The 24,054-nt window shown below is 32.7% G+C and carries 25 protein-coding genes, 4 tRNA genes and 1 riboswitch; of the genes, 21 read left to right on the forward strand and 8 right to left on the reverse strand.

Annotated elements, in window-relative coordinates:
* Window positions 1-4: 4 nt before the first annotated feature.
* Window positions 5-724: a methyltransferase domain-containing protein gene (locus QLS71_RS12530; protein WP_308990852.1), complete on the reverse strand. Its 720-nt coding sequence runs from the start codon at window positions 722-724 to the stop codon at window positions 5-7.
* Window positions 725-844: 120 nt separating this feature from the next.
* Here QLS71_RS12530 and QLS71_RS12535 point away from each other — a divergent pair, with 120 nt between their 5' ends.
* Together QLS71_RS12535 and QLS71_RS12540 are read left to right on the forward strand one after the other, a co-directional pair.
* Window positions 845-1,339, forward strand: a complete 495-nt coding sequence (locus QLS71_RS12535) for a YkgJ family cysteine cluster protein (protein WP_308990851.1) — start codon at window positions 845-847, stop codon at window positions 1,337-1,339.
* Window positions 1,340-1,496: 157 nt separating this feature from the next.
* Window positions 1,497-2,330, forward strand: coding sequence for a sterol desaturase family protein (locus QLS71_RS12540; protein ID WP_308990850.1), 834 nt, complete (start codon window positions 1,497-1,499; stop codon window positions 2,328-2,330).
* On the opposite strand, the gene QLS71_RS12545 is transcribed toward QLS71_RS12540, so the two are convergent.
* Together QLS71_RS12545 and QLS71_RS12550 are read right to left on the reverse strand one after the other, a co-directional pair.
* Window positions 2,320-3,399, reverse strand: coding sequence for a serine hydrolase domain-containing protein (locus QLS71_RS12545; protein ID WP_308990849.1), 1,080 nt, complete (start codon window positions 3,397-3,399; stop codon window positions 2,320-2,322). The genes QLS71_RS12540 and QLS71_RS12545 overlap by 11 nt on opposite strands.
* Before the next feature lie 11 nt (window positions 3,400-3,410).
* The gene (locus QLS71_RS12550) at window positions 3,411-4,649 is read right to left on the reverse strand and encodes a DUF1343 domain-containing protein (RefSeq protein WP_308990848.1); all 1,239 of its coding nucleotides are present in this window, start codon (window positions 4,647-4,649) and stop codon (window positions 3,411-3,413) included.
* A gap of 8 nt (window positions 4,650-4,657) precedes the next feature.
* Between QLS71_RS12550 and QLS71_RS12555 the strand changes: the two genes are divergently transcribed.
* Together QLS71_RS12555 and QLS71_RS12560 are read left to right on the forward strand one after the other, a co-directional pair.
* Entirely contained in the window at window positions 4,658-5,893 is a 1,236-nt protein-coding gene (locus QLS71_RS12555; RefSeq protein WP_308990847.1) for an FtsX-like permease family protein, read from the forward strand.
* Between the two features lie 134 nt (window positions 5,894-6,027).
* A complete protein-coding gene (locus tag QLS71_RS12560; protein ID WP_308990846.1) occupies window positions 6,028-6,309 on the forward strand; it encodes a transposase in 282 nt (93 codons plus the stop codon).
* A gap of 140 nt (window positions 6,310-6,449) precedes the next feature.
* Here QLS71_RS12560 and QLS71_RS12565 read toward each other — a convergent pair whose 3' ends face one another.
* The 4 genes from QLS71_RS12565 to QLS71_RS12580 form a co-directional block, all read right to left on the reverse strand.
* Complete coding sequence (locus tag QLS71_RS12565) at window positions 6,450-7,457, reverse strand: acyl-CoA dehydrogenase (RefSeq protein WP_308990845.1); 1,008 nt, start codon at window positions 7,455-7,457, stop codon at window positions 6,450-6,452.
* Complete coding sequence (gene pnuC, locus QLS71_RS12570; RefSeq protein ID WP_308990844.1) at window positions 7,438-8,043, reverse strand: nicotinamide riboside transporter PnuC; 606 nt, start codon at window positions 8,041-8,043, stop codon at window positions 7,438-7,440. Before pnuC ends, QLS71_RS12565 begins: the two co-directional genes overlap by 20 nt.
* A 63-nt stretch (window positions 8,044-8,106) precedes the next feature.
* Window positions 8,107-8,218: riboswitch (TPP riboswitch) on the reverse strand.
* 781 nt (window positions 8,219-8,999) lie between these two features.
* Window positions 9,000-9,482 carry a CIA30 family protein gene (locus QLS71_RS12575; protein WP_308990843.1) on the reverse strand — a complete coding sequence of 161 codons (483 nt, stop codon included), beginning with the start codon at window positions 9,480-9,482 and terminating at the stop codon, window positions 9,000-9,002.
* On the reverse strand, window positions 9,482-10,291 hold the full coding sequence (locus QLS71_RS12580; protein WP_308990842.1) for an amidohydrolase family protein: 810 nt from the start codon (window positions 10,289-10,291) through the stop codon (window positions 9,482-9,484). The genes QLS71_RS12575 and QLS71_RS12580 overlap by 1 nt, the downstream gene beginning before the upstream one ends.
* A gap of 282 nt (window positions 10,292-10,573) precedes the next feature.
* Between QLS71_RS12580 and QLS71_RS12585 the strand changes: the two genes are divergently transcribed.
* Window positions 10,574-11,422: a universal stress protein gene (locus QLS71_RS12585; RefSeq protein ID WP_308990841.1), complete on the forward strand. Its 849-nt coding sequence runs from the start codon at window positions 10,574-10,576 to the stop codon at window positions 11,420-11,422.
* Window positions 11,423-11,526: 104 nt separating this feature from the next.
* Here the strand turns inward: QLS71_RS12585 and QLS71_RS12590 are convergent, their stop codons facing one another.
* Window positions 11,527-11,931: a DUF2721 domain-containing protein gene (locus QLS71_RS12590; RefSeq protein ID WP_308990840.1), complete on the reverse strand. Its 405-nt coding sequence runs from the start codon at window positions 11,929-11,931 to the stop codon at window positions 11,527-11,529.
* 81 nt (window positions 11,932-12,012) lie between these two features.
* Between QLS71_RS12590 and QLS71_RS12595 the strand changes: the two genes are divergently transcribed.
* The 16 genes from QLS71_RS12595 to tuf all read left to right on the forward strand — a co-directional run bounded on the left by QLS71_RS12595 (window position 12,013) and on the right by tuf (window position 24,021).
* Window positions 12,013-13,281, forward strand: coding sequence for a DUF2851 family protein (locus QLS71_RS12595; RefSeq protein ID WP_308990839.1), 1,269 nt, complete (start codon window positions 12,013-12,015; stop codon window positions 13,279-13,281).
* Between the two features lie 68 nt (window positions 13,282-13,349).
* The gene (locus QLS71_RS12600; protein ID WP_308990838.1) at window positions 13,350-13,577 is read left to right on the forward strand and encodes a PspC domain-containing protein; all 228 of its coding nucleotides are present in this window, start codon (window positions 13,350-13,352) and stop codon (window positions 13,575-13,577) included.
* A gap of 3 nt (window positions 13,578-13,580) precedes the next feature.
* Window positions 13,581-14,600: a potassium channel protein gene (locus QLS71_RS12605; protein WP_308990837.1), complete on the forward strand. Its 1,020-nt coding sequence runs from the start codon at window positions 13,581-13,583 to the stop codon at window positions 14,598-14,600.
* A 110-nt stretch (window positions 14,601-14,710) separates the two neighbouring features.
* On the forward strand, window positions 14,711-16,372 hold the full coding sequence (locus tag QLS71_RS12610; protein WP_308990836.1) for an alanine/glycine:cation symporter family protein: 1,662 nt from the start codon (window positions 14,711-14,713) through the stop codon (window positions 16,370-16,372).
* A gap of 146 nt (window positions 16,373-16,518) precedes the next feature.
* Window positions 16,519-18,189, forward strand: coding sequence for a sodium-dependent transporter (locus QLS71_RS12615; protein ID WP_308990835.1), 1,671 nt, complete (start codon window positions 16,519-16,521; stop codon window positions 18,187-18,189).
* Window positions 18,186-18,329 (forward strand): hypothetical protein, encoded by a 144-nt coding sequence (locus QLS71_RS12620; RefSeq protein WP_308990834.1) that lies wholly within the window; start codon window positions 18,186-18,188, stop codon window positions 18,327-18,329. The genes QLS71_RS12615 and QLS71_RS12620 overlap by 4 nt, the downstream gene beginning before the upstream one ends.
* A 69-nt stretch (window positions 18,330-18,398) precedes the next feature.
* On the forward strand, window positions 18,399-19,226 hold the full coding sequence (locus tag QLS71_RS12625; RefSeq protein ID WP_308990833.1) for a helix-hairpin-helix domain-containing protein: 828 nt from the start codon (window positions 18,399-18,401) through the stop codon (window positions 19,224-19,226).
* Between the two features lie 14 nt (window positions 19,227-19,240).
* On the forward strand, window positions 19,241-20,407 hold the full coding sequence (locus tag QLS71_RS12630) for an acyl-CoA dehydrogenase family protein (protein WP_308990832.1): 1,167 nt from the start codon (window positions 19,241-19,243) through the stop codon (window positions 20,405-20,407).
* 85 nt (window positions 20,408-20,492) lie between these two features.
* On the forward strand, window positions 20,493-20,687 hold the full coding sequence (rpsU, locus tag QLS71_RS12635) for a 30S ribosomal protein S21 (RefSeq protein ID WP_308990831.1): 195 nt from the start codon (window positions 20,493-20,495) through the stop codon (window positions 20,685-20,687).
* A gap of 148 nt (window positions 20,688-20,835) precedes the next feature.
* A complete protein-coding gene (locus tag QLS71_RS12640) occupies window positions 20,836-21,726 on the forward strand; it encodes a tyrosine-type recombinase/integrase (protein WP_308990830.1) in 891 nt (296 codons plus the stop codon).
* Between the two features lie 35 nt (window positions 21,727-21,761).
* Window positions 21,762-22,064: a ribosome-associated translation inhibitor RaiA gene (gene raiA / locus QLS71_RS12645; protein WP_308990829.1), complete on the forward strand. Its 303-nt coding sequence runs from the start codon at window positions 21,762-21,764 to the stop codon at window positions 22,062-22,064.
* A gap of 100 nt (window positions 22,065-22,164) precedes the next feature.
* Window positions 22,165-22,238 (forward strand) — tRNA-Thr (locus QLS71_RS12650).
* Window positions 22,239-22,302: 64 nt separating this feature from the next.
* Window positions 22,303-22,384: transfer RNA gene (locus QLS71_RS12655), tRNA-Tyr, on the forward strand.
* Between the two features lie 170 nt (window positions 22,385-22,554).
* Window positions 22,555-22,627 (forward strand) — tRNA-Gly (locus QLS71_RS12660).
* A gap of 68 nt (window positions 22,628-22,695) precedes the next feature.
* Window positions 22,696-22,767: transfer RNA gene (locus QLS71_RS12665), tRNA-Thr, on the forward strand.
* Window positions 22,768-22,833: 66 nt separating this feature from the next.
* Entirely contained in the window at window positions 22,834-24,021 is a 1,188-nt protein-coding gene (gene tuf / locus QLS71_RS12670; protein ID WP_308990828.1) for an elongation factor Tu, read from the forward strand.
* Window positions 24,022-24,054: the final 33 nt, after the last annotated feature.

The following is a 24,054-nucleotide window of genomic DNA, read 5'->3' on the forward strand; positions in this document are numbered from 1 at the left end:
TAGTTTATCTTGAACTAGGTTGAAAGGCAGGAATTAATCTAGCCAAATAATCAAAATGCTCCCCTTCGACAACCAATTCACATTTCAATCCAACGGTTTCGCAAGCTAATTGTAATTTTTCAAAATCTAAATACAACCATTTCATAGGGTCTTCTTCGTCATCTTTATAACTTAAAAAATAATCGAGTTCACCATGGTATGTAGAGTTCATATCTATCCAAACACCTCCATCTTCATCTTCGTACATGTATTTAATGTCGGACGAATCAATTAAAATTTGTCCATTAGGTTTTAACAAGTTTTTTAAATGGGATAAGTATTTTGAAACTTCTACTAATTCCTGAAAAATACCTGTGCCATTCATCAATAATAAAATAGTATCAAAGGTTTCTTTTTCGTCTAAAATATCTTTTACTTCAGCCTGTAAAACACCACGTAGTTTAGTAACTTCAATAGCGCCTTTTGAGATGTCTATAGCCTTTACCTGAAAGCCTTTTTCTTGTAAATACAAAGAATGACTTCCTGCACCGCAACCTACATCTAGAATAGTCCCTTTTGCTAATTTTAATGCTTTTTTTTCAAGCTTTGGCATCTCACTAAAACCACGAAATAAGTAGGGTAGCGGCAAGTCGTCTTCATCTGAAATATTGGTAGACGTGATGATATCTTCGGTATAATTTCCGTTTTGGTAATCTAATAAGGCTTTTCCAAATAAATCTTTCATGATTTTTACGTCATTGCGAGACTTTTTCAAGTCGTAGCAATCTTTTAATTTAGGGTTTCAATTTTGAAGATTACTTCAGTCATTCTTTCTTCGTAATGACGAAAATACTATTTTTGCACCATGCAAGAATTCATAAAAAACCTTCCAAAGCTCGCCAAAGATAAGCATAACGAGAATAAAAAATTCTTCGCAAAGCTAAAAAGTAAACCACCCAAGAATTTGGATTATGTGATGCAAGATTTACATGATGCCGAGTTTAAAAAAACGGATTGTTTGGAGTGTGCTAATTGCTGTAAAACCACTGGGCCATTGTTTACCGATAAAGACGTGGAACGTATTGCAAAACACTTTAAAATGAAAACCCAGCAGTTTATCAACCAGTACTTGCATATTGATGAAGATAACGATTACGTGTTGCAAAGTGTACCCTGTACTTTTTTAGGAGCTGACAATTATTGTTCAATCTATGAAGTACGCCCAAAAGCCTGTCGCGAGTTTCCACATACCGATAGGAAAAAGTTTCAGCAAATTTCTAACTTAACTATAAAAAATGTGGCTATTTGTCCTGCTGCTTATAATATAGTTGAGGAAATGAAGAAGCGCATTAAATTATAAAATTCTAAAAAAACAAATTCCAATATTTGGCTGTTTTTTAATAGTAACAGTTTAGTATGAAGCACTTTTAACTTTGGTACTTTGAGGCTCTGTAATTTGCATCTTACAAAGTTTCAGCCTTTTTTCATTATATTTAAAAAAAACAAAAGCGAACCTATTGGAAACTTTTTTAAATTATTTTGAAACGATCCCATCTTCACACCGAAGCTTAATTTTAGTTGGTGGCTTAACTTTTTTCTGGCTTTTAGAAGGAGCAGTTCCGTTATTTAAATTCAATTATAAAAAATGGCAACACGCCATTCCTAATATGTTTTTCACAATAACTACTATTATTATCAATTTTGCATTGGCTTTTTTGTTGTTAAAATCGGCCGATTGGGTGATGGCAAATAACTTCGGAATTCTTAACTGGCTGCCCCAAATCCCCATGTGGTTATATATTGTTTTAGGTGTGTTTTTAATGGATTTTTTTGGTGCTTATTTCCCGCATTATTTGGAGCATAAAACACCTGTACTTTGGATGGTGCATTTGGTACATCATTCTGATCATAAAGTAGATACAACTACAGCTAATAGGCATCATCCATTGGAAAGCGTTATTCGTTTTATCTTTACACTTGTAGGAGTTGTTATTATTGGAGCCCCAATTGGTATTGTAATGTTATATCAATCTATGTCATTAATTGCAACGCAATTTACCCATGCCAACATAAAATTACCCAGAAGAGTTGATGTTATATTAAGTTATGTATTAGTTTCTCCCGATATGCATAAAGTGCACCATCATTATAAATTGCCTTACACCGATTCTAACTATGGAAATATTTTTTCGGTGTGGGACAGGCTTTTAGGAACTTACATGGAATTGGATAGAGACCAATTAATTTATGGTGTTGATGTGTTTCCAGATGAAAAAGAAAACAGCAACATTAAAAATTTGCTAAAACAACCATTTCAAAAGTATAGAAAGCCAACGATTACTAATCAATAAAAACCTTTTCAAGTTCATTTCCAAAATCGGGCATTGAAATACCTGTAGTATTAGTTAGAACGGTAATAACAAGTTCTTCTTCAGGATATACCATTAAAATAGTTGATGCACCTACACCACCTCCAGTATGATAATATTTAGGGGTGCTATTTTTTGAAGTTTCAATCGAGAATCCAATACCATAGCCTGTTCTTTCTCCAGTTTTTAAATGTTGAGACGTTATAATTTCAGAAAGAGCTTCTTTAGATACTATTTTGGGAGAAATGAGTTCGTTTCCAAATTTTATTAAGTCTTCAGAGGTAGATAAAAAGCCACCACCTGCAATTTTATATTCATTACAAACAGGACTAGCAAGTATATGTTTTTTTAATAAGGAGTTTTTGTAAAAATGCGTACAGTTAGGAACTGTAACATCCGAGGCATCCATCATAGAATGCGTCATGTTTAAAGGTGTGAAAATAGTATCGGAAACAAACGTATTAAAAGGCACTTGAGTAGCTTTTTGCATTACTTCGCTTAGTAAAACATATCCAAAAGAACTGTAATTAAATTGTGTACCCGGTTCAAATAATAGGGAGTCGCTTTTAAATAAATCCAGTCCTTCTGTAATGCTCATTTTTTTGTTAAGAGCATACTCAATATTATTTTTATAATGCCTAATACCAGCTAAATTACCACCAAGTTGCCGCACAGTAATATCATAGATTTGTTTTGGATAATCAGGTATGAAATTGTAGATGCTAGAATCTAAATCAATCAATTTATCATCAATTAATTTTGCTAAAGCAACTGCTGTTATAGATTTAGAAATACTTGCAATTCTAAAGATAGTAGTATCTGGTTTTACAGGTATTTTTTGTTTTTTATTAGAATAACCAAACCCTTTAGACCATATAAGTTCACCATGCTGAGATACCGAGATAGCCATACCAGTAATACCATGTTTGCGTAGAAACTTTTTAGCAAGCTTTTTGGCGGCTTTTGTTTTAACTTGACTAGGATTTTCGGTGTTTTGTGTAAATCCTATAGCGCTTAAAAGAAGCATTATAGAAGCAATAATTCGTTTCATTAAATATGTGATTACTTGTAAATTAAGTATTTATTTCTAGTTTTTTTAAAGGAAATCAATCCTTGTTGCCATGAAGCTTTTATTTCGGTTTCTGTTAAACCAGCTTCAATTTGTTGTTGTAATTTTTTTGTGCCCGCTAATTTTGTGAAAAAAGAGTTGAAAAAATCAGCTTTATTTATGGTGTTTTTATAAGCCGAAATCAGCCAGTTCAAATTAAGCTCAGTTATTTTTTTTTCATTAGATAAATCCATGCCATAACATATTTTATCTTGATTTGGGGGGGATTTAGCACCTTCGTTAGGTTTTGGAGTAAAGCTGTATTTGAAGATGCTTTTATCTAAAAATGGACTACCAAATACTTGAAACTGTGTATGGGTACCACGACCCACACTCACATTTGTGCCCTCAAAAAAACATAAACTTGGGTATAGGTTAATAGATGCATCGTTTGGTAAATTCGGACTCGGTTTTATAGGTAAACTGTAGTTTGTTTGGTGTGTATAATTTTTAATAGATATGATTTTTAATTCACATTGAACACCGTTTTTTAACCATTTTTCGCCATTTATCATAGTGGCGTATTCACCAATAGTCATGCCATGAACTACAGGAATTGGGTGCATGCCTACAAAACTTTTATGTTCTATTTCTAAAATCGGGCCATCCACATAATGCCCGTTTGGGTTGGGGCGGTCTAAAATCAATACAGGAATGTTGGCTTCGGCGCAAGCTTCCATAACGTAATGTAACGACGAAATGTAGGTGTAAAAACGCGCGCCTACATCTTGGATATCGAAAATCATGATATCAATATTTTTAAGTTGTTCGGGTTTGGGTTTTTTATTATCCCCATAGAGTGATACAATGGGTACGCCCGTTTTAGTATCCACCCCATCTTTAATATGTTCGCCCGCATCAGCAGTGCCTCTAAACCCGTGTTCGGGCGCATATACGGTTTTTACATTTATATTTAAAGAAACCAATGAATCTACTAAATGAGTATAAGAACTTTTCACTTTAAAAATGACACTCGTTTGATTCGCTACAACTCCTACACGTTTCCCCTTCAATAAAGGTAAATACGCATCTGTTTGATTGGCTCCAACTACAATTATTGCTTGCTGGGTGTTGGTTTGAGGTGTTTTATATTCGGTTTTCAAGCCATCAACTTTCTTTTTCGAAAAGTTTCCGCAAGAAATCATTCCTAAAACAAATAATAAAACTGTATTTTTGAAAACTTTAAACCGCATAGTATATTTTGAATTACGAGTTTTTTTTAGCTAAACGCATTATTGGTAGTAAAGCGTATAAAAGTAGTGTTTCGGCTCCAATAATAAAAATTGGTATAGCAGCAATTGCTATCGGTATTGTAGTTATGATGGTTGCCATTGCTACAGGTATTGGCTTACAGCAAAAAATACGCGATAAAGTAGTAGCCTTTAATGGGCATATTACTATAACTAATTACGATAGCAACAATTCACAAGAAAGTTTATTTCCTGTATCTAAAAAACAAGATTTTTATCCAGAGTTTAAGTCGGTTGAAGGTGTAAAACACGTTCAAGCAGTGGCTTCAAGATTTGGTGTTATTAGAACAGAAACCGATTTTGAAGGCGCTTACCTAAAAGGAGTAGGTTCTGATTATGATTGGACTTACTTCAAAGAGTTTTTAATAGAGGGGAATTTGCCAGATTACACTCAAGATAGAAACGAAAATGTTTTAATTTCCCAATATCTAGCCAATAGGTTAGGTTTTAAAATAAGTGATACTTTTCAAATGGTATTTCCCAAAGACGATGCCGAAAAACTGCCAAACATCATTACCTATAAAATTGTGGGTATATATAATTCGGGGTTTCAGGATTTGGATGCCCAATATCTTGTAGGCGATATTCGGCATATGCAGCGTATTAATAAGTGGAGTGCAGATCAAATTGGAAATTTTGAAGTGTTTATTAATGATTATTCTAAACTTGATCAAAAAGGCATTGAAATCCATAAAAACTTAGCATCGTTATTAGATTCTCAAACTATTACTAATAAATACGCTTCCGTTTTTGAGTGGATAAGTATTTTCGATAAAAATATTTATGGCATTATAGGTATCATGATTTTGGTAGCAGGCATAAACATGATAACTGCATTATTGGTTTTAATATTAGAACGCACCCAGATGATAGGTGTGTTAAAAGCTTTAGGGAGCAATAATTGGAGCATCCGTAAACTGTTTTTATATAACGCTAGTTATCTAATAATACTAGGTCTTTTCTGGGGAAATCTGATAGGTCTAGGTTTACTATTTGCGCAAAAATACTTGAAATTATTCCCGTTAGATCCTAGTGTGTATTACGTTACCGAAGCCCCTGTTTACATCAGTTTCACTTATATAATAGTTTTAAATATAGGTACATTATTACTGTGTTTGCTCATGCTTTTAGTTCCCTCTTATATCATCACCAAAATATCGCCAGTAAAAGCTATACGTTTCGAATAACTTCTGAGCGTAGACGAAGTGCTATATCTTTTTTAAAACGTCTTAACGAAGTATGAAACCATCTCATAATACTTACTTCAAGTAAAATAAGTAATTGTCCTGTCCTGAATAAAGGTTACATAATTTTAAACATTATGTATAAAAAAGACAAAGTAATTAGACGTTACAACGAACCTTTCAAATTAAAAATTTTAGCCAAATTTACAACCGGAAAACATACAAAGAGCAAACTTTGCAAACTCTATTCTATTGTAACAACGGTTAATGAATGGATTAAAAAGTACAATCGTAAATTCATTTTGGTATTACCAGATGGAATCGGAAGAGGATTGTATCTAAACTTCATCAGAGTTAAAAATTTTGACGACTTATTTCTTAAAACACATAAAGAACTTAATGAAACAAAAAAAAACTAAAAAGAAAAAAATCTAGATGAAGAACTTAAGATGTACTGTGGTGAAAAACGAATAAAATCGTATATAGAAAATTTCTGGTTTTGCTTAAATCAATGTTAACTTCTGATTTTATTTTGGAAAACCCTTGCATAAACACCTTTCTACCTCCCAGAAAAAACATGATGCTGTGTAGCTGTGAAATAATCTCTAAAAATCCTGTTTAAAACATGCTGTTGGCTGCACGCTTTGATACCTAAAAATGGATGTATATTTAAAATAGCATGCGATATATCCTTTACCGAAGCGGAAGCTGTTACATGTATAGTTTCAATATAAGCTTCTGTTATTACTGTTTCGTTATTGGTACAAACTTCAATATCTTCAGCAAACTTATAAATTTGTTGGTTAATTTTATTTAATAGGGAATTAAATGGCTCTAATATTTCTTTTTCTAAAATGATTGAGGCTTCTTCCAAATAATGTTCTGCCATACCAATATAATTTACCCAAAGTGTTAAATCGGCAAACACCGAAAATGGGATTTTAAAAATAGGTTGTGGTAAATAAAAGGTATTATAAACAAATGCATATTTAGATGATACCACCACAGCATCCACTTTAAAGGAATGTGTTGCTGTCGCTTTCAAACCCATAGTGTTCCAGTTTTCAATAATAGTAACAGCTTCTTTAGGAATCACAAATGAGTATACTAAAGGCATGTCATCTTCATTTAATACCTCTTTACCATCCGCCATAATTTTAGCATTCAAGGTGAAATGGCTGAGGTAAGGAGCACCAGTAGCATAATGCCATTCCCCAGAAATGGTATAGTTGTCTCCTTGTTTTTCAGCGTTTCCAAAAACACCCCCACTACCACCAAAACATACAGGTTTATTTGAGGTTAGGAAAAGATGATTAGCGGCTTCGGGTTGTAAATTGCCTATAAAATAGTTGGCACCACTGCATAGTGTTACTGTCCAGCCCAAACTACCGTCTGTTTTTGCTAAAGTTTGAAGTTTTTGTAAACCTTCGGTAAGTGTTGATTCCAATCCGTTATAGGTTTTTGGTACCCAAAGGCTCCAAAAATTATTCTCAGAAATCCATTTCAACACCTCAGGTGAAAATACAGGGGCTTCTAAAATTATAGGTTTAGACGGTGCTGTGTTCATTTCTTGATTCATTTAATATAATATGTCGCCATTTAAAATATCCCGATGTGCCAACCGCAAACAAGAAAATGGTTAGACCAGCATAAATGTAAAGTTCTTTATAAAAAAGTAAAGGAATGGAAATAATGTTGCTAATATTCAAATAAATCCAATTTTCCATTTTACGCCGTGCCATAAGCCACATACCTGCCCAAGCAAACGCCGTGGTGCAAGCATCCCAATAAGGAACATCAGAATTTGTATGGAAAACAAGCCAATAGGATATGATAATGAAGCAACCAATTACAATAGCAATGGCATAACCATGTTCTAAAATACTAGCGTAGGTAATTTGTATTTCCTTGTGTTGCTTGCCAAATTTCCAGTAGAACCACCCGTAAATACTCATACCTAAATAATAAAGGTTTAGTAAAATGTCGGCGTAAAGCTTTGAGTAATACAACACCCAAATACCAATAAGAATGGAGATGATACCAAATAGGTAATTACTAATGTTGTTTTTTCTAGCTAGGAGTACTTGGGTGATTCCGAAAGCTGTACCTAGCCATTGCAAGATAATTATTGGTGTAAAAAAAGCCTCCATCATTTGTTTTGTTGTTTTTAACGAATGCGTTGAGGAGACGAACCACTTAATGGAATTATAGCAATAACGCTTCATCCATAAAATCCCTACGCTGGCATTATCCAGATCAGGTATCAAGCCTTAACGGCTTTTGGGTATCTTCTCAGCCTGTTGAATACAAGCACCCCATTCGATAACAAAGTTAGAATTATAGATGGTTTAATGAAAGGGAATCTTATTTTTTATTTACTTGTTGAGAAACCAGTTAAAAATGATGCGTAAAAATAGAATGATAAGATTAAATTTGTGATTTTGATATTATGGATTTAAGTTTAGAAAATAAAAAAATTGAATTGATACAATGGCTATCAACATTGAATGATAAGCTCTTGATAGATAAATTAATGAAATTACGAGAAAAGGAGAAAACTGACTTCTAACTCAAGCGAAAAAGATATTTATGAAAAGTGGTTATAGAATATTGTGGACTGACCATGAATATCTGAACTTAAAGAAACTATAGAATACCTTGAAAATAATAGGAGGGAAAGAGAGGGAAAGAGAGCTAAGAACTTTTTCTGCAAAATTAGATCACACTATAGAATTGATTTCAAAATCACCTGAAATTTCTCCAAGATCATTTGAAAAGAAATACATTAGAAAAGCTGTAGTCGAAAAACATAATAATCTTTATTATAGAATTAATAAAATATGGTTGAGATTGTTTCCCTATTTCTAAACAGCAAAAAACCTAATAAGAAAAAATTTAAAACTGTTGACCTCAATGATTATAAATTGTTTGTCTCTCTTTCTCTGAAATTTTTAGCTTGGTGTGTACTTGTAAGGTTAAGTGCTAAACCACGCAACTACTCATAGTCGAGACCGTCAATTTTACTATATGTTATGCCAGATGGGCTGGTGAATTTGATGTGTTGGATGCTGTGATAGTGATAGATAAATACTTATTACTTGACTCCGCTTTATTTAAGAATTATACTATCAATTTCTAATTTAAAAACTTCTTCTTTTTTATTTCCAATCAAAAAGGCAATCTGTGCCATGTGTTCACCAGAATAGTTTGGTAAATTTAAAACATTGCCTCTAAAAGCAGGATACATGGAGTTCAAAGGAATTTCGATTGTGGTCCAGTTTGAAATAGTGTCGAATATGGCTATATAGGAATGCTTATCGGTAGCATTACTTTTTATTCTAAACTGATAGGTTTTACCATCTCCTTTAACTGTAATACATGCTCTAGTAAATGTGGATGTGTTTTTTTTGTCAAAATTATATTGCAGCATCGAAAAGCCACCATTATTTTCTAAAGACACTTGCCCACTAAAAACCCCAAAGCCCGCCTCGTTTAAAGTAAAGAAACTGTTTGACTTACCACCCATAACCACATCGTTAATAGTTTTCCAATGGGTAATATCTTTTTGTGTATTAAAATTAAATAGTTCCATTAAAATTTGTTGACATCAATTTTAAATAACTCGGCGGCATTTTTCCAAAGAATCAATTCCTTTTTTTCTTCAGGGAGCTCTAATTGATTCATAAACTTTAAATAAGATTTCATGTTCGATATGGGCCAATCAGTACCATAAAGCAAGTATTTTGGGTCGCCGGCATAGGTAATCATTTCTTCAATTTCGGTTTTCATATAGCGTTCAAACTTATCGGAGAAATCACCTAGCACCAATCCAGAAATATCAGCATGTACGTTTTTATTTTTGTAAACCACTTCCATACAATCTTTAATCCATGGGTTACCCACATGGCAAATAACGATTTTTAAATCGGGGTAATCAACTGCCAAATCATCAATATGTAAAGGGTGCGAGAATTTTATTTTTCCAGTGGGTGCATAAGTATCACCTGAATGGAACATAACTGGCACATCAAACTCGATAGCCATATCATAAACCACTTTTAAGCGAATATCATTTGGGTAAAAAGGTTCGTAACCAGGATAAAACTTTAAGCCTTTAATAAGCCCCGATTCTAAATATTCACTAATTTCTTTTAAATCGCGGTAATTGTAATTAAGATAACTAATGCCAGCAACAACCCCCAAATTATTCCGTCCGCTAATAGCTTCAACCACTTGCTTGGTGCTTGGTCTGTGTTCATTTACTTTGTATGATGAAAGCACTAAAGAATAATCTACCTTATTTTCCAACATGGTGTCGGTTAGTTTATTAAGACAATCATTTAATGAAACGACCCGATCTTCGTGGTAGTTGTTAATATGTGTATGTACGTCAATAATCATGTTGTGGAATTCTAGTTATTATAGGTTTTCGTTATTTTCAATATCACTAATATGTTGTTCTAAGCTTTCACGAAAATTTGAATTTCTATGATTAAGAAGTTTAGTACTCCAAACCTTCGTAAAGATTATATTAAAATAGCAAATATTGTGATTTTAATATAAACACTTTTTGGAAATTTATTTAAATTAAAGTTAAATATAATTATTTATGATAATGATTATTGGTTCAAACTAAGTTAAACTTGTACCTTTACCTTACTATAAATTTTAAATCATGTATTTATGAAAAAAATAATATGTGCTACAGATTACTCTAGTAATTCTGTGTCGGCTTTAAAATACGCTTATGCACTAAGCAAAAAGATAAATGCAGAATTAATAATATTAAATATTATAGAATATCCAACTGTCTGGAACAGTGACGTGCCAAAACCTAAGTTTTCAGACTTTGAAAGTGGTGCTCGCAAAGCATATCAAAAACTATTAAATGAATTCTGTACAACGCACTTAGGCACCAATTTTAATTCACAAAATGTGACTCTGGATGTAAAAAGCGGTGAAGACGTAGAAAATGAAATACTTAACTATGCCAACAACACACAGGCTTTACTATTAGTTTTAGGGGTAAAAGGAATGAGTCCTATCAAGGAACTGTTTTTGGGCAGTACCACTAAAATGCTGATATCAAAATCAAAAATACCAGTAATTGCAGTCCCTGACGGATCAAAACTTGAGAAATTCGAAAGTTTGGTTTATGCCACAACACTTGCAGATGAAGATGTTATTGCAATTAAAAAAATCTGTGACCTATTTGATTCTATTATAACAAAGATAGAAGTGATTCATGTTTCAGAAAAAGAGGATAAAATCTCGATATCTAAAATAGAAGCCTTTAGAAAAAGTCTTAATGCTCAATTTTCCTCATCAAATATGGAATTGAAAATAATTTACAATAATGATGTTTTCGAAACGCTTAAAAATTATTTAAAAGATCAGGAGGTGAGTATTCTAGGTATGTTGGAACGTGAAAAAAGAGTTGCATGGAAAAATTTATTCCACAGAGATCTTGTAAAACGATTGGAAACTAGTGTTAATATTCCGCTCATTAGTATTAGTCAGGAATCTGTTTAACATAAACCATATTATTAACTGGTTCATAATACTCTTTACGGGGTATTATTATAACATTAATTATTCAATTCGGGTGTTTAGCTCGGTTTTTTTCAATGTTAATTTTAAAAGGTTTCGTTATTTTCTATATCACTGATATGATGCTCTAAGGCTTTTACGGAAATTTGAATTTCCATAATTAATAATGATAAAGAAATAATTAATAAAATAAGGGCCGCACCAAATACCCAAATGCCCAGAGTTTGTTGTTTTATATAAATTAAAAACATGGTTAATACACATAGCAGCAAACTAGAGATCCCAAAAATTTGCATAGAGCGTGTTAGATATAAGCGTTGTTTTATATTTTGTATTTGAGCCATTAATACTTTATCCTTTTTTTTAAGGTATTTCGCATGTAAGTCTCTAATAACGGCTGCATATGCTAAAAATCGATTGGTATAAGCTAGCATGATTAGTGATATGGCCGAAAATAGTACAGCAGGTGTGGTAAGCGTTAATTCTTCCATTATAAAGCGTTTATTCAAATTTAACAACTTTAAAGTTTTTGAGGGTATATTTTGCTTCAAATTATTTTTTACTTTAGGTGCATGCAAGAAGATTTTTTACACTACATCTGGAAATATAAAAAAATCAAGCTGAATGATTTAAAAACAACCCAAGGGGAAGGCATTTTAATTACTTCAGTGGGGCAACATAATTTTAATTCAGGCCCTGATTTTTTTAATGCACAGCTTAAAATAGGAGAACAAATATGGGCTGGTAATGTGGAAATTCATGCGAAGTCTTCAGATTGGTTTATACATAACCACGAACAAGACAAAGCTTACGACACTATTATTCTACATGTGGTTTGGGAATATGATACCGATGTATATAGAAGTGATAACACCATAATACCAACGTTGCAATTAAAAGATTTTACCAGTAAAGATGTTTTAATTAATTATGAAAAACTTTTTTCAAAAAATGAAAAATGGATTAATTGTGAAAACGATTTTGCTTCGGTTGAAGATTTTTTATTAACCAATTGGCTAGAACGTTTATATTTTGAACGTTTAGAGCGTAAATCGGATACTATTCAAAACCTTTTAAAAGAAACAAAAAACGATTGGGAGGCTGTGTTTTTTATCATGTTGGCTAAAAATTTCGGACTCAAAGTAAATGGGGATTCGTTTTACAGTATAGCTAAATCCATCCATTTCGGTATAGTGAGAAAATCTCAAGCGAGTCAACAAACACTGGAAGCTTTACTTTTTGGTCAAGCAGGTATGTTGGAAGACACTTTAGAAATAGCTTATTATTTAGATTTACAAAAAGAGTATCACTTTTTAAAGCAAAAATTTAAGTTAGAAAATAGCAGCGTAGCACCCTTGCAATTTTTTAGATTGCGTCCGCCCAATTTCCCAACCATCAGACTTTCGCAATTTGCAAGTTTGTACCATGAACATAAAAACTTATTTTCAAATGCGATGGAAGCTGAAAATTTAGAAGACTTCTATCAACTTTTTAAAGTGTCGGCAACATCGTTTTGGAATTCACATTACACCTTTCAAAAAACATCTAAAACATCTACAAAAACACTTACTAAATCGTTTATAGATTTATTACTTATCAATACGTTACTGCCTATTAAATTTTGTTATGCAAAAGAAAAAGGGCAAGATATAGATTCGGTAATCCTAAAAATAGCTTCAACTATAGCTTCAGAAAAAAACAGTATTGTTGATGCTTTTAATGGTTTGAAGAAAGTTTCCAATTCATCATTAGAATCGCAAGCATTCATTCAACTTAAAACCGAATATTGTTCTAAAAATAAATGCCTGCAATGTACTATTGGAAATCATCTTATTAGGTAATACAAAGTTTCATATAACTTTTAGACAAATAAACTTTTAAACTTTTAAACTTAACACTAAATTGCAGCATGAACGGAATATACAAACCCTTATTATTTTTCCAGAAGCATGGCTATTATGTGTGTCAGCGTATAGCAGAGCGCCTGGGTATTAGGGCAAAAGTAGTGCGAACCTCGTTTATGTATTTAACTTTCGTAACACTTGGTTTTGGTTTTGCTTTGTATTTGTTTTTGGCATTTTGGATGCGTATTAAAGATTTAATTTACACCAAACGCTCTTCTGTTTTCGATTTATAAATTATGAACCCCCTTATTAATTTTTTTAAAACCAAAATTTATACAGCAGTTTTTTTACTAGTTGTTATATTGTTTATTGGTATTATAGGGTATAGGTTTATTTCAGAGTATTCTTGGATTGACTCTGTTTACATGACGGTAATTACATTAACTACCGTGGGTTTTGGTGAAGTGGTACCGTTAGATTACAATTCTAAAGTGTTTACTATTTTTTTAATATTAGCCAGTGTTATAATAATGGGTTATGCACTTTCTATAATTACAGAATATATTTTAAGCAAAAATAATCTTGAAGAATTAAAATATAAAAAGATGCAAAAGGAGATTAATAGTTTTAAAAACCATGTGGTTATTTGTGGTTATGGTAGAAATGGTAAGCAAGCAGCAATAAAGTTATTAGCTTATGAAAAATCGTTTGTTGTTATCGAAAAAAATAAAGACATGGAGGAACGTTTGAAATTAGATGGTGTTCCATATGTTATAGGAAATGCAAATGAAGATGAAGTATTAATGGAAGCAGGTGTTGATCGTGCCTCTAGTTTTATTTCGGCACTACCTAACGATGCCGATAACCTATTTGTAGTGCTGTCAACCAGACAAATCAATAAAAATATAAATATCATCAGTCGAGCGTCTAATGAATCATCATATAATAAATTAAAATTCGCTGGAGCTAATAATGTTATTTTACCAGATAAAATTGGTGGCGATCATATGGCATCTTTAGTCGTCGTACCTGGCTTAATGGAATTTTTAGATAATCTTTCAATTGTAGGTAAATCAAATATTAACATTGAAGAAGTAGCGGTTGAAAAGCTATTTAGTAAACAAACAATAACAACTATTAAAGATTTAGACCTTCGTAAAAAAACAGGTTGTACCATAATAGGTTATAAAGATGAAAACGGCGAATATATAGTAAATCCGGAAGCAGAGTTGGATTTGGCTCCAAATTCTAAAATTATTGTTTTAGGCAGACCCGAACAAATTGAAGTATTAAATTCAATATATAATATTCAATAGAACGTTTTCTATTTTTAACAGTGAATGTTTTAAAAAATCATTTTTTTTTAGCATCTTGCTAGCTTTTAGTAAGAATCTTTCAAAAAAGAACCAAACCAAACCTTAATTTTATGAAGAAGTATCTTCTTTCTATTTTAACTTTCATTTTACCATTATTAATATTTGCTCAAGAAAAAAGTTTGAGTGAATCTATAAATGATGCTTTTGCTAGATATACCAAACCTATTGTAGATTTAATCTTTTATCCCATTGAAGTGGCTGGTAAAAGTTTACCAATTGTACTTGTGCTTCTCTTGGTCGGTGCCTTTTTCTTTACGGTGTATTTCAAAGGTATTAACTTTAGATACATAAAAATAAGTCTTCTAACAGCATTCGGTAAATATGATCATTTAGATCACCATGTGCCCGCAGATGAAGATATAGAAGTTGAGAATGGAAAAATAATAGGTGCGATAAAAATTGAAGGAGAAGCTCCTGGTGAGCTTACCCATTTTCAGGCTTTAACCGCTTCATTGTCTGCAACCGTAGGCCTTGGTAACATTGCTGGAGTTGCAGTAGCTATTGCTATTGGAGGGCCGGGAGCCACCATTTGGATGATTTTAGCAGGAGTTTTAGGAATGGCGACAAAATTTGTTGAATGTACCTTAGGGGTAAAATATAGAGAAGTTGATGAAGAAGGCAAAACCTATGGAGGCCCCATGTATTACTTAACAACTGGGTTGGGTGAACTGGGTATGAAAGGATTTGGTAAAGTTTTGGCTGTTTTTTTTGCAGTTATGTGTATAGGAGGATCGTTTGGGGGTGGAAATATGTTTCAATCCAATCAGGCAGCCTCACAATTAATTGACTTGGCAGGTTTTACAAATCCTAATGCAGGGTTGTACATAGGTATAGTTTTGGCTATTGTTGTTGGTCTTGTGATTATAGGGGGTATTAAAAGGATTGGTAAAGTTACTGAAAAGGTCGTTCCTTTTATGGCCATTGTTTATGTGGGTGCAGGACTTATTATTATAGGGATTAATTATGATATGATTCCTTATGCGATAAATGAAATATGGGAAGGAGCTATTAAACCTAATGCCGCTTTTGGTGGTATTGTTGGGGTGTTGATTGTTGGTTTTCAAAGAGCTGCGTTTTCAAATGAAGCTGGTGTTGGATCGGCTGCTATTGCACATTCCGCAGTAAAAACAAGATATCCAGCTAGTGAAGGTCTAACAGCATTGCTAGGGCCGTTTGTAGATACGGTGATTATTTGTTCTATGACCGCTATTGTAATTATTATTACCAATGCTAAACACAAATTGTTTTCTTACGGAAATTTAGATGCATCAAGTAATGTTATCTTAACAGGATCTAATGAGCCAATTGGAGGCGTTGGTTTAACATCACTTGCTTTTGATTCTGCTATTCCTCATTTCTCAATAGTACTTTCTATTGCTATAGTTTTATTTGCTGTGTCTACCATGATTTCCTGGTCATACTATGGTTTACAGGCTTGGAAATATTTATTTGGAAAAGGCAAAGTTTCAGATACAGTTTACAAACTATTGTTTTTGGTCTTTCTTGTCGTTGGAGCTTCTTCAGGTTTAGAGGCCGTAATAGGCTTTTCTGACGCCATGATTTTCGCAATGGTATTTCCAAATATTATAGGATTGGTTCTTTTGTCTCCAAAAGTTAACCAAGAACTTAAAAAATACCTCAGTGCTATAAAAATGGATAAGATGGATGCCACGATTTCAAAACGGGATACAACCGTGAAAGAGGTGAAATAAAGTGCTTTCTACATAAAATAAAAAACCTTTTTGTTGTCTATAAAGCAACAAAAAGGTTTTTTATTTTAAATTGAAATAATTATTATTTAATATGTCATTTTTTTGACGATATTAGGCGTTTTTATTACAACCTATAATTAGTCTATATGTCAAAATCAAATGAAGCTTGGGGATCACGAATAGGTCTCATTTTAGCAATGGCAGGGAATGCTGTTGGTTTGGGTAATTTTCTTAGATTCCCTGTACAGGCGGTCCAAAATGGAGGAGGAGCTTTTATAATTCCTTATTTAGTATGTTTTTTATTAATGGGAATTCCATTATTGTTTATTGAATGGTCATCTGGTAGATTCGGAGGCAAATTCGGAAATCATAGCACACCTTATATCCTTGACTCTATGGTAAAAGGTAGGGTTTTAAAATACATTGGTGTTTTTGGCATTTTTACAAATATAGCCGTAGTTTCATATTATACTTATATAGAATCATGGACTATGTCTTATGTCTACCATTCTTTAAAAGGGACATTTAATGGGATGTCTCAAGGTGATGTGGCAGGCTTTTTTAATTCATATACTGATATAGCCCATAGCACTACGGGGATTCCTTATGAAGCTGTTTGGTTTTATATTTTATGTTTAATAATAAATGTTTATATATTATCAAAAGGATTAAAAGGGATTGAAAAAGTTGCTAAAATAGGAATGCCACTATTAATTTTATTTGGAGTGATTCTAGCAGTACGTGGCTATACTCTTGGAACAAGTGGTGCTTCAAGTATGTTTCCTAATGCCAATGCTTGGGATGGATTAAATTTTTTATGGACACCTCAATATAGTTCATTGCTCGATTTAAAGGTATGGATGGCGGCGGCTGGTCAAATATTTTTTACACTTTCAGTAGGTATGGGAACTATTCATTGTTATGCGGCATATTTAAAAACTAAAGATGATATTGCATTAAATGCCCTTTCCGCTGGATTTATGAATGAATTCGTAGAAGTTGTACTTGGTAGTGCTATTGTAATACCAATTGCAGCAGGGTATTTAGGTTTAGATTGGGTATTAAATAATGCAAGTTTTGGTATGGCTTTTCAAACAATGCCTTATTTGTTTGAACAATGGGGACCATTTTTAGCTACCATGGGTGGTTTTATGTGGTTTGGGTTATTATTCTTTGCAGGTATAACCAGTTCTTTAGCAATGGGTACACCATGGATGGGTTTTATGCGTGATGAATTTGGTTGGAATAGCAATAAGGGGGCGTGGACCTTTGGAGCACTCGCCTTAATAATGGGATTACCAACAGTCTTTTTTTATCAGCAAGGTGTTTTTGATGAATATGACTATTGGGCAGGAACCGTTAGTTTAGTTGTTTTTGCAATGTTGGAGACGATATTATTTTCATGGATATTTGGTATGAAAAAAGGATGGAAAGAAATTACAGATGGAGCTGATGTTAAAGTGCCAACTATTTATAAGTTTATAATAAAATTTATAACACCATTAATGCTGATTGTAGTGTTCTTGGGAGCCTTATTTTCACCACTTAATAATGATTGGTCAGGTAATTTAAAAAGCCTTTTTTCTGGGAACGGGTGGAATTTGGCAAATTCATCTATAATTAAAACAATAACACAATCAGGATTAAAGGAACAAATAGCTACCGCTACAGATTCGGTAATTATCCAAGGCTTAGAGGACAAAATGTTTTATATATCAATGGCTAGAATATTATTAATATCATTATTTATATTTATTTCATTATTAGTATATTTAGCATACAATAAACGAGTTAAAGAAGGGAGAGAAACATTATGAAAACCGAAGCGTTATTTATGTTACTAGGAGCACAAGGAATTGTTATTTCCTTTATGTGCTATTTTTTCTATTTAGTGTTAACAACTCCTCCAAAACCTGAGCCAGATTCATACTCAGAAAATGATGATATAGAAAGATAAAAGACATTGATAGTTAATTTTAAGAAAGCTCATTTTAAGTTTACTAATAGTCAGCGAAATGGAATTTTTATGTTGATACTTCTCATTATTGGTATTCAATGTTTTTACTTTTATGTTGATTTTTCATCTGAAGAACTTTCTGTAAATAAAACTGATTTAGCTAAATATGAAAAAGAAATAGATTCCCTTAGATTAGTTGAAATTGAGGCCTTAAAACCAAAAACTCACCCTTTCAATCCTAATTATATTACAGACTATAAAGGAGCTTCATTAGGAATGACCAATGAAGAAATTGATAGATTACTTGTTTTTAGAAAGCAAAACAATTGGATTAATTCTGTAAAGCAGTTTCAAGAAGTTACAAAAATTTCCGATTCTCTTTTAGAAATTATTTCACCTCATTTTAAGTTTCCAGAATGGATGTCAAACCCTGATACTAAATCTAAATTAACCTATAAAGAATCATATAGTAAACAGCTGAAAAAAAATAATCAAAAAGAAGACTTAAATAAAGCTTCAGCACAAGAGTTACAAAAAATAAATGGGGTTGGAGAAGTGCTTTCAGATAGGATTATAAAGTTTAGAAATAAATTTCCAGGAGGCTTTATTGATATCATTCAACTACAAGATGTGTACGGGCTAACACCTGAAGTTTTAGAAAGAATTAATGAGGGATTTGCGGTTAAGTCACCACGAACTATAACGAAAATAATATTGAATAAAGCAACAATTGATGAGTTGGTTACTATTCAACATATCGATTATAATTTAGCTTTTAAAATAATTGAACAACGCCAACTACGAGAAGGTTATAAATCCTTTGATGAATTAAAGAAAGTAAAAGACTTTCCAGTAAATAAAATCGATATAATTAAATTATATTTGTTGCTTGACTGAAAAAGAGCGTATAAATGAATAGTATGTACTTCACTGAAGAGCATCATCTTTTTAGAAAAAGCCTTCAAGATTTTTTACAAAAAGAAGTCGTTCCAAATATTGAAACTTGGGAGCAAACTGGGGTTATTGATAAATTTATTTGGAAAAAGTTTGGCGAAATGGGCTTTTTTGGTATCAATTATCCCGAAGCTTACGGTGGTTTAAACTTAGATTTATTTTATACTGTTATCTTTTTAGAAGAATTACAAAAAATAAATTCTGGAGGTTTTGCTGCGGCTATTTGGGCGCATGTTTATTTAGCTATGACGCACCTTAATGCAGAAGGAAGTGAAGTGATTAAACAAAAGTATTTAACGCCAAGTATTACAGGTGATAAAACAGGGTGTTTATGTATTACAGAACCCTTTGGTGGTAGTGATGTTGCAGGTATGAGATCTACGGCGGTTAAAAATGATGATCATTATATTCTTAATGGATCAAAAACATTTATAACCAATGGTGTGTATAGTGATTATTTGGTAGTAGCTGCTAAAACAAGCCCAGAGTTAGGCAATAAAGGCATCAGTATTTTTGTAATAGATAGAGAATCGGCAGGTGTATCGGCAACCAAATTAAACAAATTAGGATGGAGAGCATCCGATACAGGAGAAATAGCTTTCGACAATGTAAAAGTACCTATTGCAAATTTAATGGGAGAAGAGAATAAGGGCTTCTCGTACATCATGCAACACTTTTCTTTAGAACGCTTAATAATGGGAATTAATGCTCATGCTCGTGCAGAATATGCGTTAGAATATGCGTTGCAATACATGTCTGAACGAATGGCATTTGGTAAATCAATCGATAAATTCCAAGCTTTAAGACATTCTATTGCCGATTTATATACCGATATGGAAATTTGCAAAGAATTTAATTACTCGGTAGCTTTTAGGTTAAATAAAGGAGAATATGTTGTAAAACACGCTACCATGTCTAAGCTCAGATCAACAAAAATGGCCGATGAGGTTATTTACCAATGCTTACAGTTTTTAGGTGGTTATGGGTATATGGAAGATTATCCCATGGCAAGACTTTTACGCGACAGTAGGTTAGGGCCTATTGGAGGTGGCACTTCAGAGATTTTAAGGGAGATTTTAGCGAAGATGATTATTGACAAAAAAGAATATAAACCAGCAACATAAAAAAAATATTAATTTTGAATTTATAATTCAGAATATATTTTATATTTGCACCCTGAAATTCTAAAAGAGAGGAGGTTAAGACACTATGTTAATAATACCCATTAAAGAAGGAGAAAATATAGATAGAGCGCTAAAGCGTTTTAAAAGAAAGTTTGACAAAACTGGAACTAAACGTCAGTTACAAACTCGTAAACAATTTACAAAGCCATCTGTAGAACGTAGAGCGCTCGTACAAAAAGCACAATACATTCAAGGATTAAGAGATGCAGAAGATATATAATATGTTCTCATATATAAATTAAAATCCCGCTTCATGCGGGATTTTTTTTTGCTTTATATTTATGATTATAAAGTTGCATTCTAAACTTTTAACTTTTAACTTTAAACCATCTAATAGTTTAAAGCCCTAAAAATTTATCTATCTAAATATGCCTTTCAAATCGTTTACAGATTATCTTTTGTTAGAAAAAAAATATTCAACGCTTACAGTTAAGGCCTATCAAAATGATTTAAAAGTTTTTTTAGAATTTATTACATTAGAATACCAAATCGATTCAATAGTTCAAGTTAACTATGCCCAAATTCGAACATGGATTGTTGCATTAGTCGAAAGTGGTTTGTCTAACCGAAGCATTAACCGTAAAATTTCTGCATTAAACACCTATTACAAATTCCTTTTAAAAACAAATAGCATTCAAGTTAGCCCATTAGTAAAACATAAAGCCTTAAAAACAAGTAAAAAAATCCAAATTCCATTTTCGGAAATTGAAGTATCAACTGCTTTAGACGATTTTAATTTTCAAAATGATTTTGAAGGTATCCGAAATAAATTAATAATTGAATTATTTTATTCTACAGGCATAAGAAGAATAGAATTAGTAGAGCTGAAACTTATAAGTTTTAATTTAGATAATAAAACGTTAAAAGTATTAGGTAAAAGAAATAAGGAACGTATTATTCCGTTATTAGAATCAGTAATAAGTACTTTGAATTTGTATTTGAAAGAACGAAATGAATTAAATACTATTACAGATAATAATTATTTATTTTTAACCAAAAATGGAGTTAAAGTTTATGAAACTCTTGTTTACAGAATAATAAATGATTATTTTAGTAATGCATCTACCAAAGTAAAAAAGAGTCCGCATATTTTAAGACATTCTTTTGCAACTCATTTACTTAATAATGGTGCCGATTTAAATGCTGTTAAAGAGCTTCTTGGTCATTCAAGTTTGGCTGCAACCCAAGTTTATACACATAATAGTATAGCGGAGTTAAAAAAGGTGCATGTAAATTCGCATCCAAGAAGTAAAAAATAGTAATGAGAGTTATTGTTTAACCAAAAATAAAAAGAATGAAAGTAATCACACAATCAGTTAATTTTAATGCGGACAAAAAGTTAATAGATTTTATTCAAAAACGAATGGATAAGTTAGATATGTTTTATGATAAAGTCATTCAATCGGATGTTTTTTTGAAAGTAGAAAACACCAGTGATAAAGAAAATAAAATATTTGAAGCAAAGCTAAGTGTACCAGGTGATAGTTTTGTTGTAAAAAAGCAATGCAAAAGTTTTGAAGAGGGTGCAGATATGGCAGTATCTTCACTAGAAAGACAATTAAAAAAGAGAAAAGAAAAATTAAGAGCACATTTATGATAAAATTTATTAAAAAATGTTTTGAATAAATAAATAAATCTATACATTTGCAGTCCGTTAGAAATAGCGGGCTTTTTTTATGCATAAAATGTATAAAAATGCCGATGTAGCTCAGCTGGCTAGAGCAGCTGATTTGTAATCAGCAGGTCGTGGGTTCGAGTCCCTCCATCGGCTCTTTGAAAAAATGAAAGTAACGTTTGATATTTTGAATATTTATATTTGGAATATCAAGTGGTTTGGGGAGATACTCAAGCGGCCAACGAGGGCAGACTGTAAATCTGCTGACTACGTCTTCGCAGGTTCGAATCCTGCTCTCCCCACAAACAATTTCTAATAAGGAGTTGTCAAAAGCTCGCTTTTGTAAAACTGCGTTTAAAAATTGTTTGGATTGGGTCACCAATCCAGGAACACCGAACGAATGTGAGGTAATCCTATAAAAACATGAACTTTGAAATATTGAAACCATACAAGTGAAAGCTTGTTAAAAAATGCGAGAGTAGCTCAGTTGGTAGAGCGTCAGCCTTCCAAGCTGAATGTCGCCGGTTCGAACCCGGTCTCTCGCTCAATAATTTACGGGTTACGACGTGCGATTTGAGAATCGTAAATCAAAATCGGCAATCGTAAATGAAACGCCGGTGTAGCTCAGGGGTAGAGCGTTTCCTTGGTAAGGAAGAGGTCACGAGTTCAATTCTCGTCATTGGCTCAATTTGGAATTAAATTAGAATACACTAATATTATTATATAACTAAGATTAAAATTATTTAAAAACATGGCAAAGGCAACTTTCGATCGTTCAAAACCACACTTAAATATTGGTACAATTGGACACGTAGATCACGGTAAAACAACTTTAACTGCTGCTATTACTAAAGTATTAGCTGATGCAGGTTTATCAGAAGCGAAATCATTCGATCAGATTGATAACGCTCCAGAAGAAAAAGAAAGAGGTATTACAATTAATACTTCACACGTAGAATATTCAACAGCAAACCGTCATTACGCTCACGTTGACTGTCCAGGTCACGCGGATTACGTAAAGAACATGGTAACTGGTGCTGCTCAAATGGACGGTGCTATTTTAGTGGTAGCTGCTACAGATGGTCCAATGCCACAAACTCGTGAGCACATCTTATTAGGTCGTCAAGTAGGTATTCCTCGTATGGTTGTATTCATGAATAAAGTGGATATGGTTGATGATGAAGAGTTATTAGAATTGGTTGATATGGAAATTAGAGATTTATTATCTTTCTATGAATATGATGGAGATAATGGACCTGTAATTGCTGGTTCTGCTTTAGGCGCACTTAATGGTGAGCAAAAATGGGTAGATACAGTAATGCAATTAATGGAAGCTGTTGATTCTTGGATCGAAGAGCCATTAAGAGAAATTGATAAGCCTTTCTTAATGCCTATCGAAGATGTATTCTCTATTACTGGTCGTGGAACTGTTGCTACAGGTCGTATCGAAACTGGTATCGCTAAAACTGGAGATCCTGTAGAAATTATTGGTATGGGTGCAGAGAAATTAAACTCTACTATCACTGGTATCGAAATGTTCCGTCAAATCCTTGATAGAGGTGAGGCTGGAGATAATGCAGGTATCCTATTAAGAGGTATTGAGAAATCTCAAATCTCTAGAGGTATGGTTATTGTTAAGCCAGGTTCTGTAACACCACATGCTAAATTTAAAGCTGAGGTTTATATCTTGAAAAAAGAAGAAGGTGGTCGTCACACTCCATTCCACAACAACTACCGTCCACAGTTTTACGTTCGTACAACGGATGTAACTGGAAACATTGCGCTTCCTGATGGTGTTGAAATGGTTATGCCAGGAGACAACTTAACTATTACTGTTGAACTTATCCAAAAAATTGCAATGAATGTAGGTTTACGTTTTGCAATCCGTGAAGGTGGTCGTACAGTAGGTGCTGGTCAGGTAACTGAAATTTTAGACTAAGCAGTTTAATATATACTAAGTTAAGGTATTTCG

The sequence above is a fragment of the Mariniflexile litorale genome, assembly GCF_031128465.2.
GTDB classification, from domain to species: Bacteria; Bacteroidota; Bacteroidia; order Flavobacteriales; family Flavobacteriaceae; genus Mariniflexile; species Mariniflexile litorale.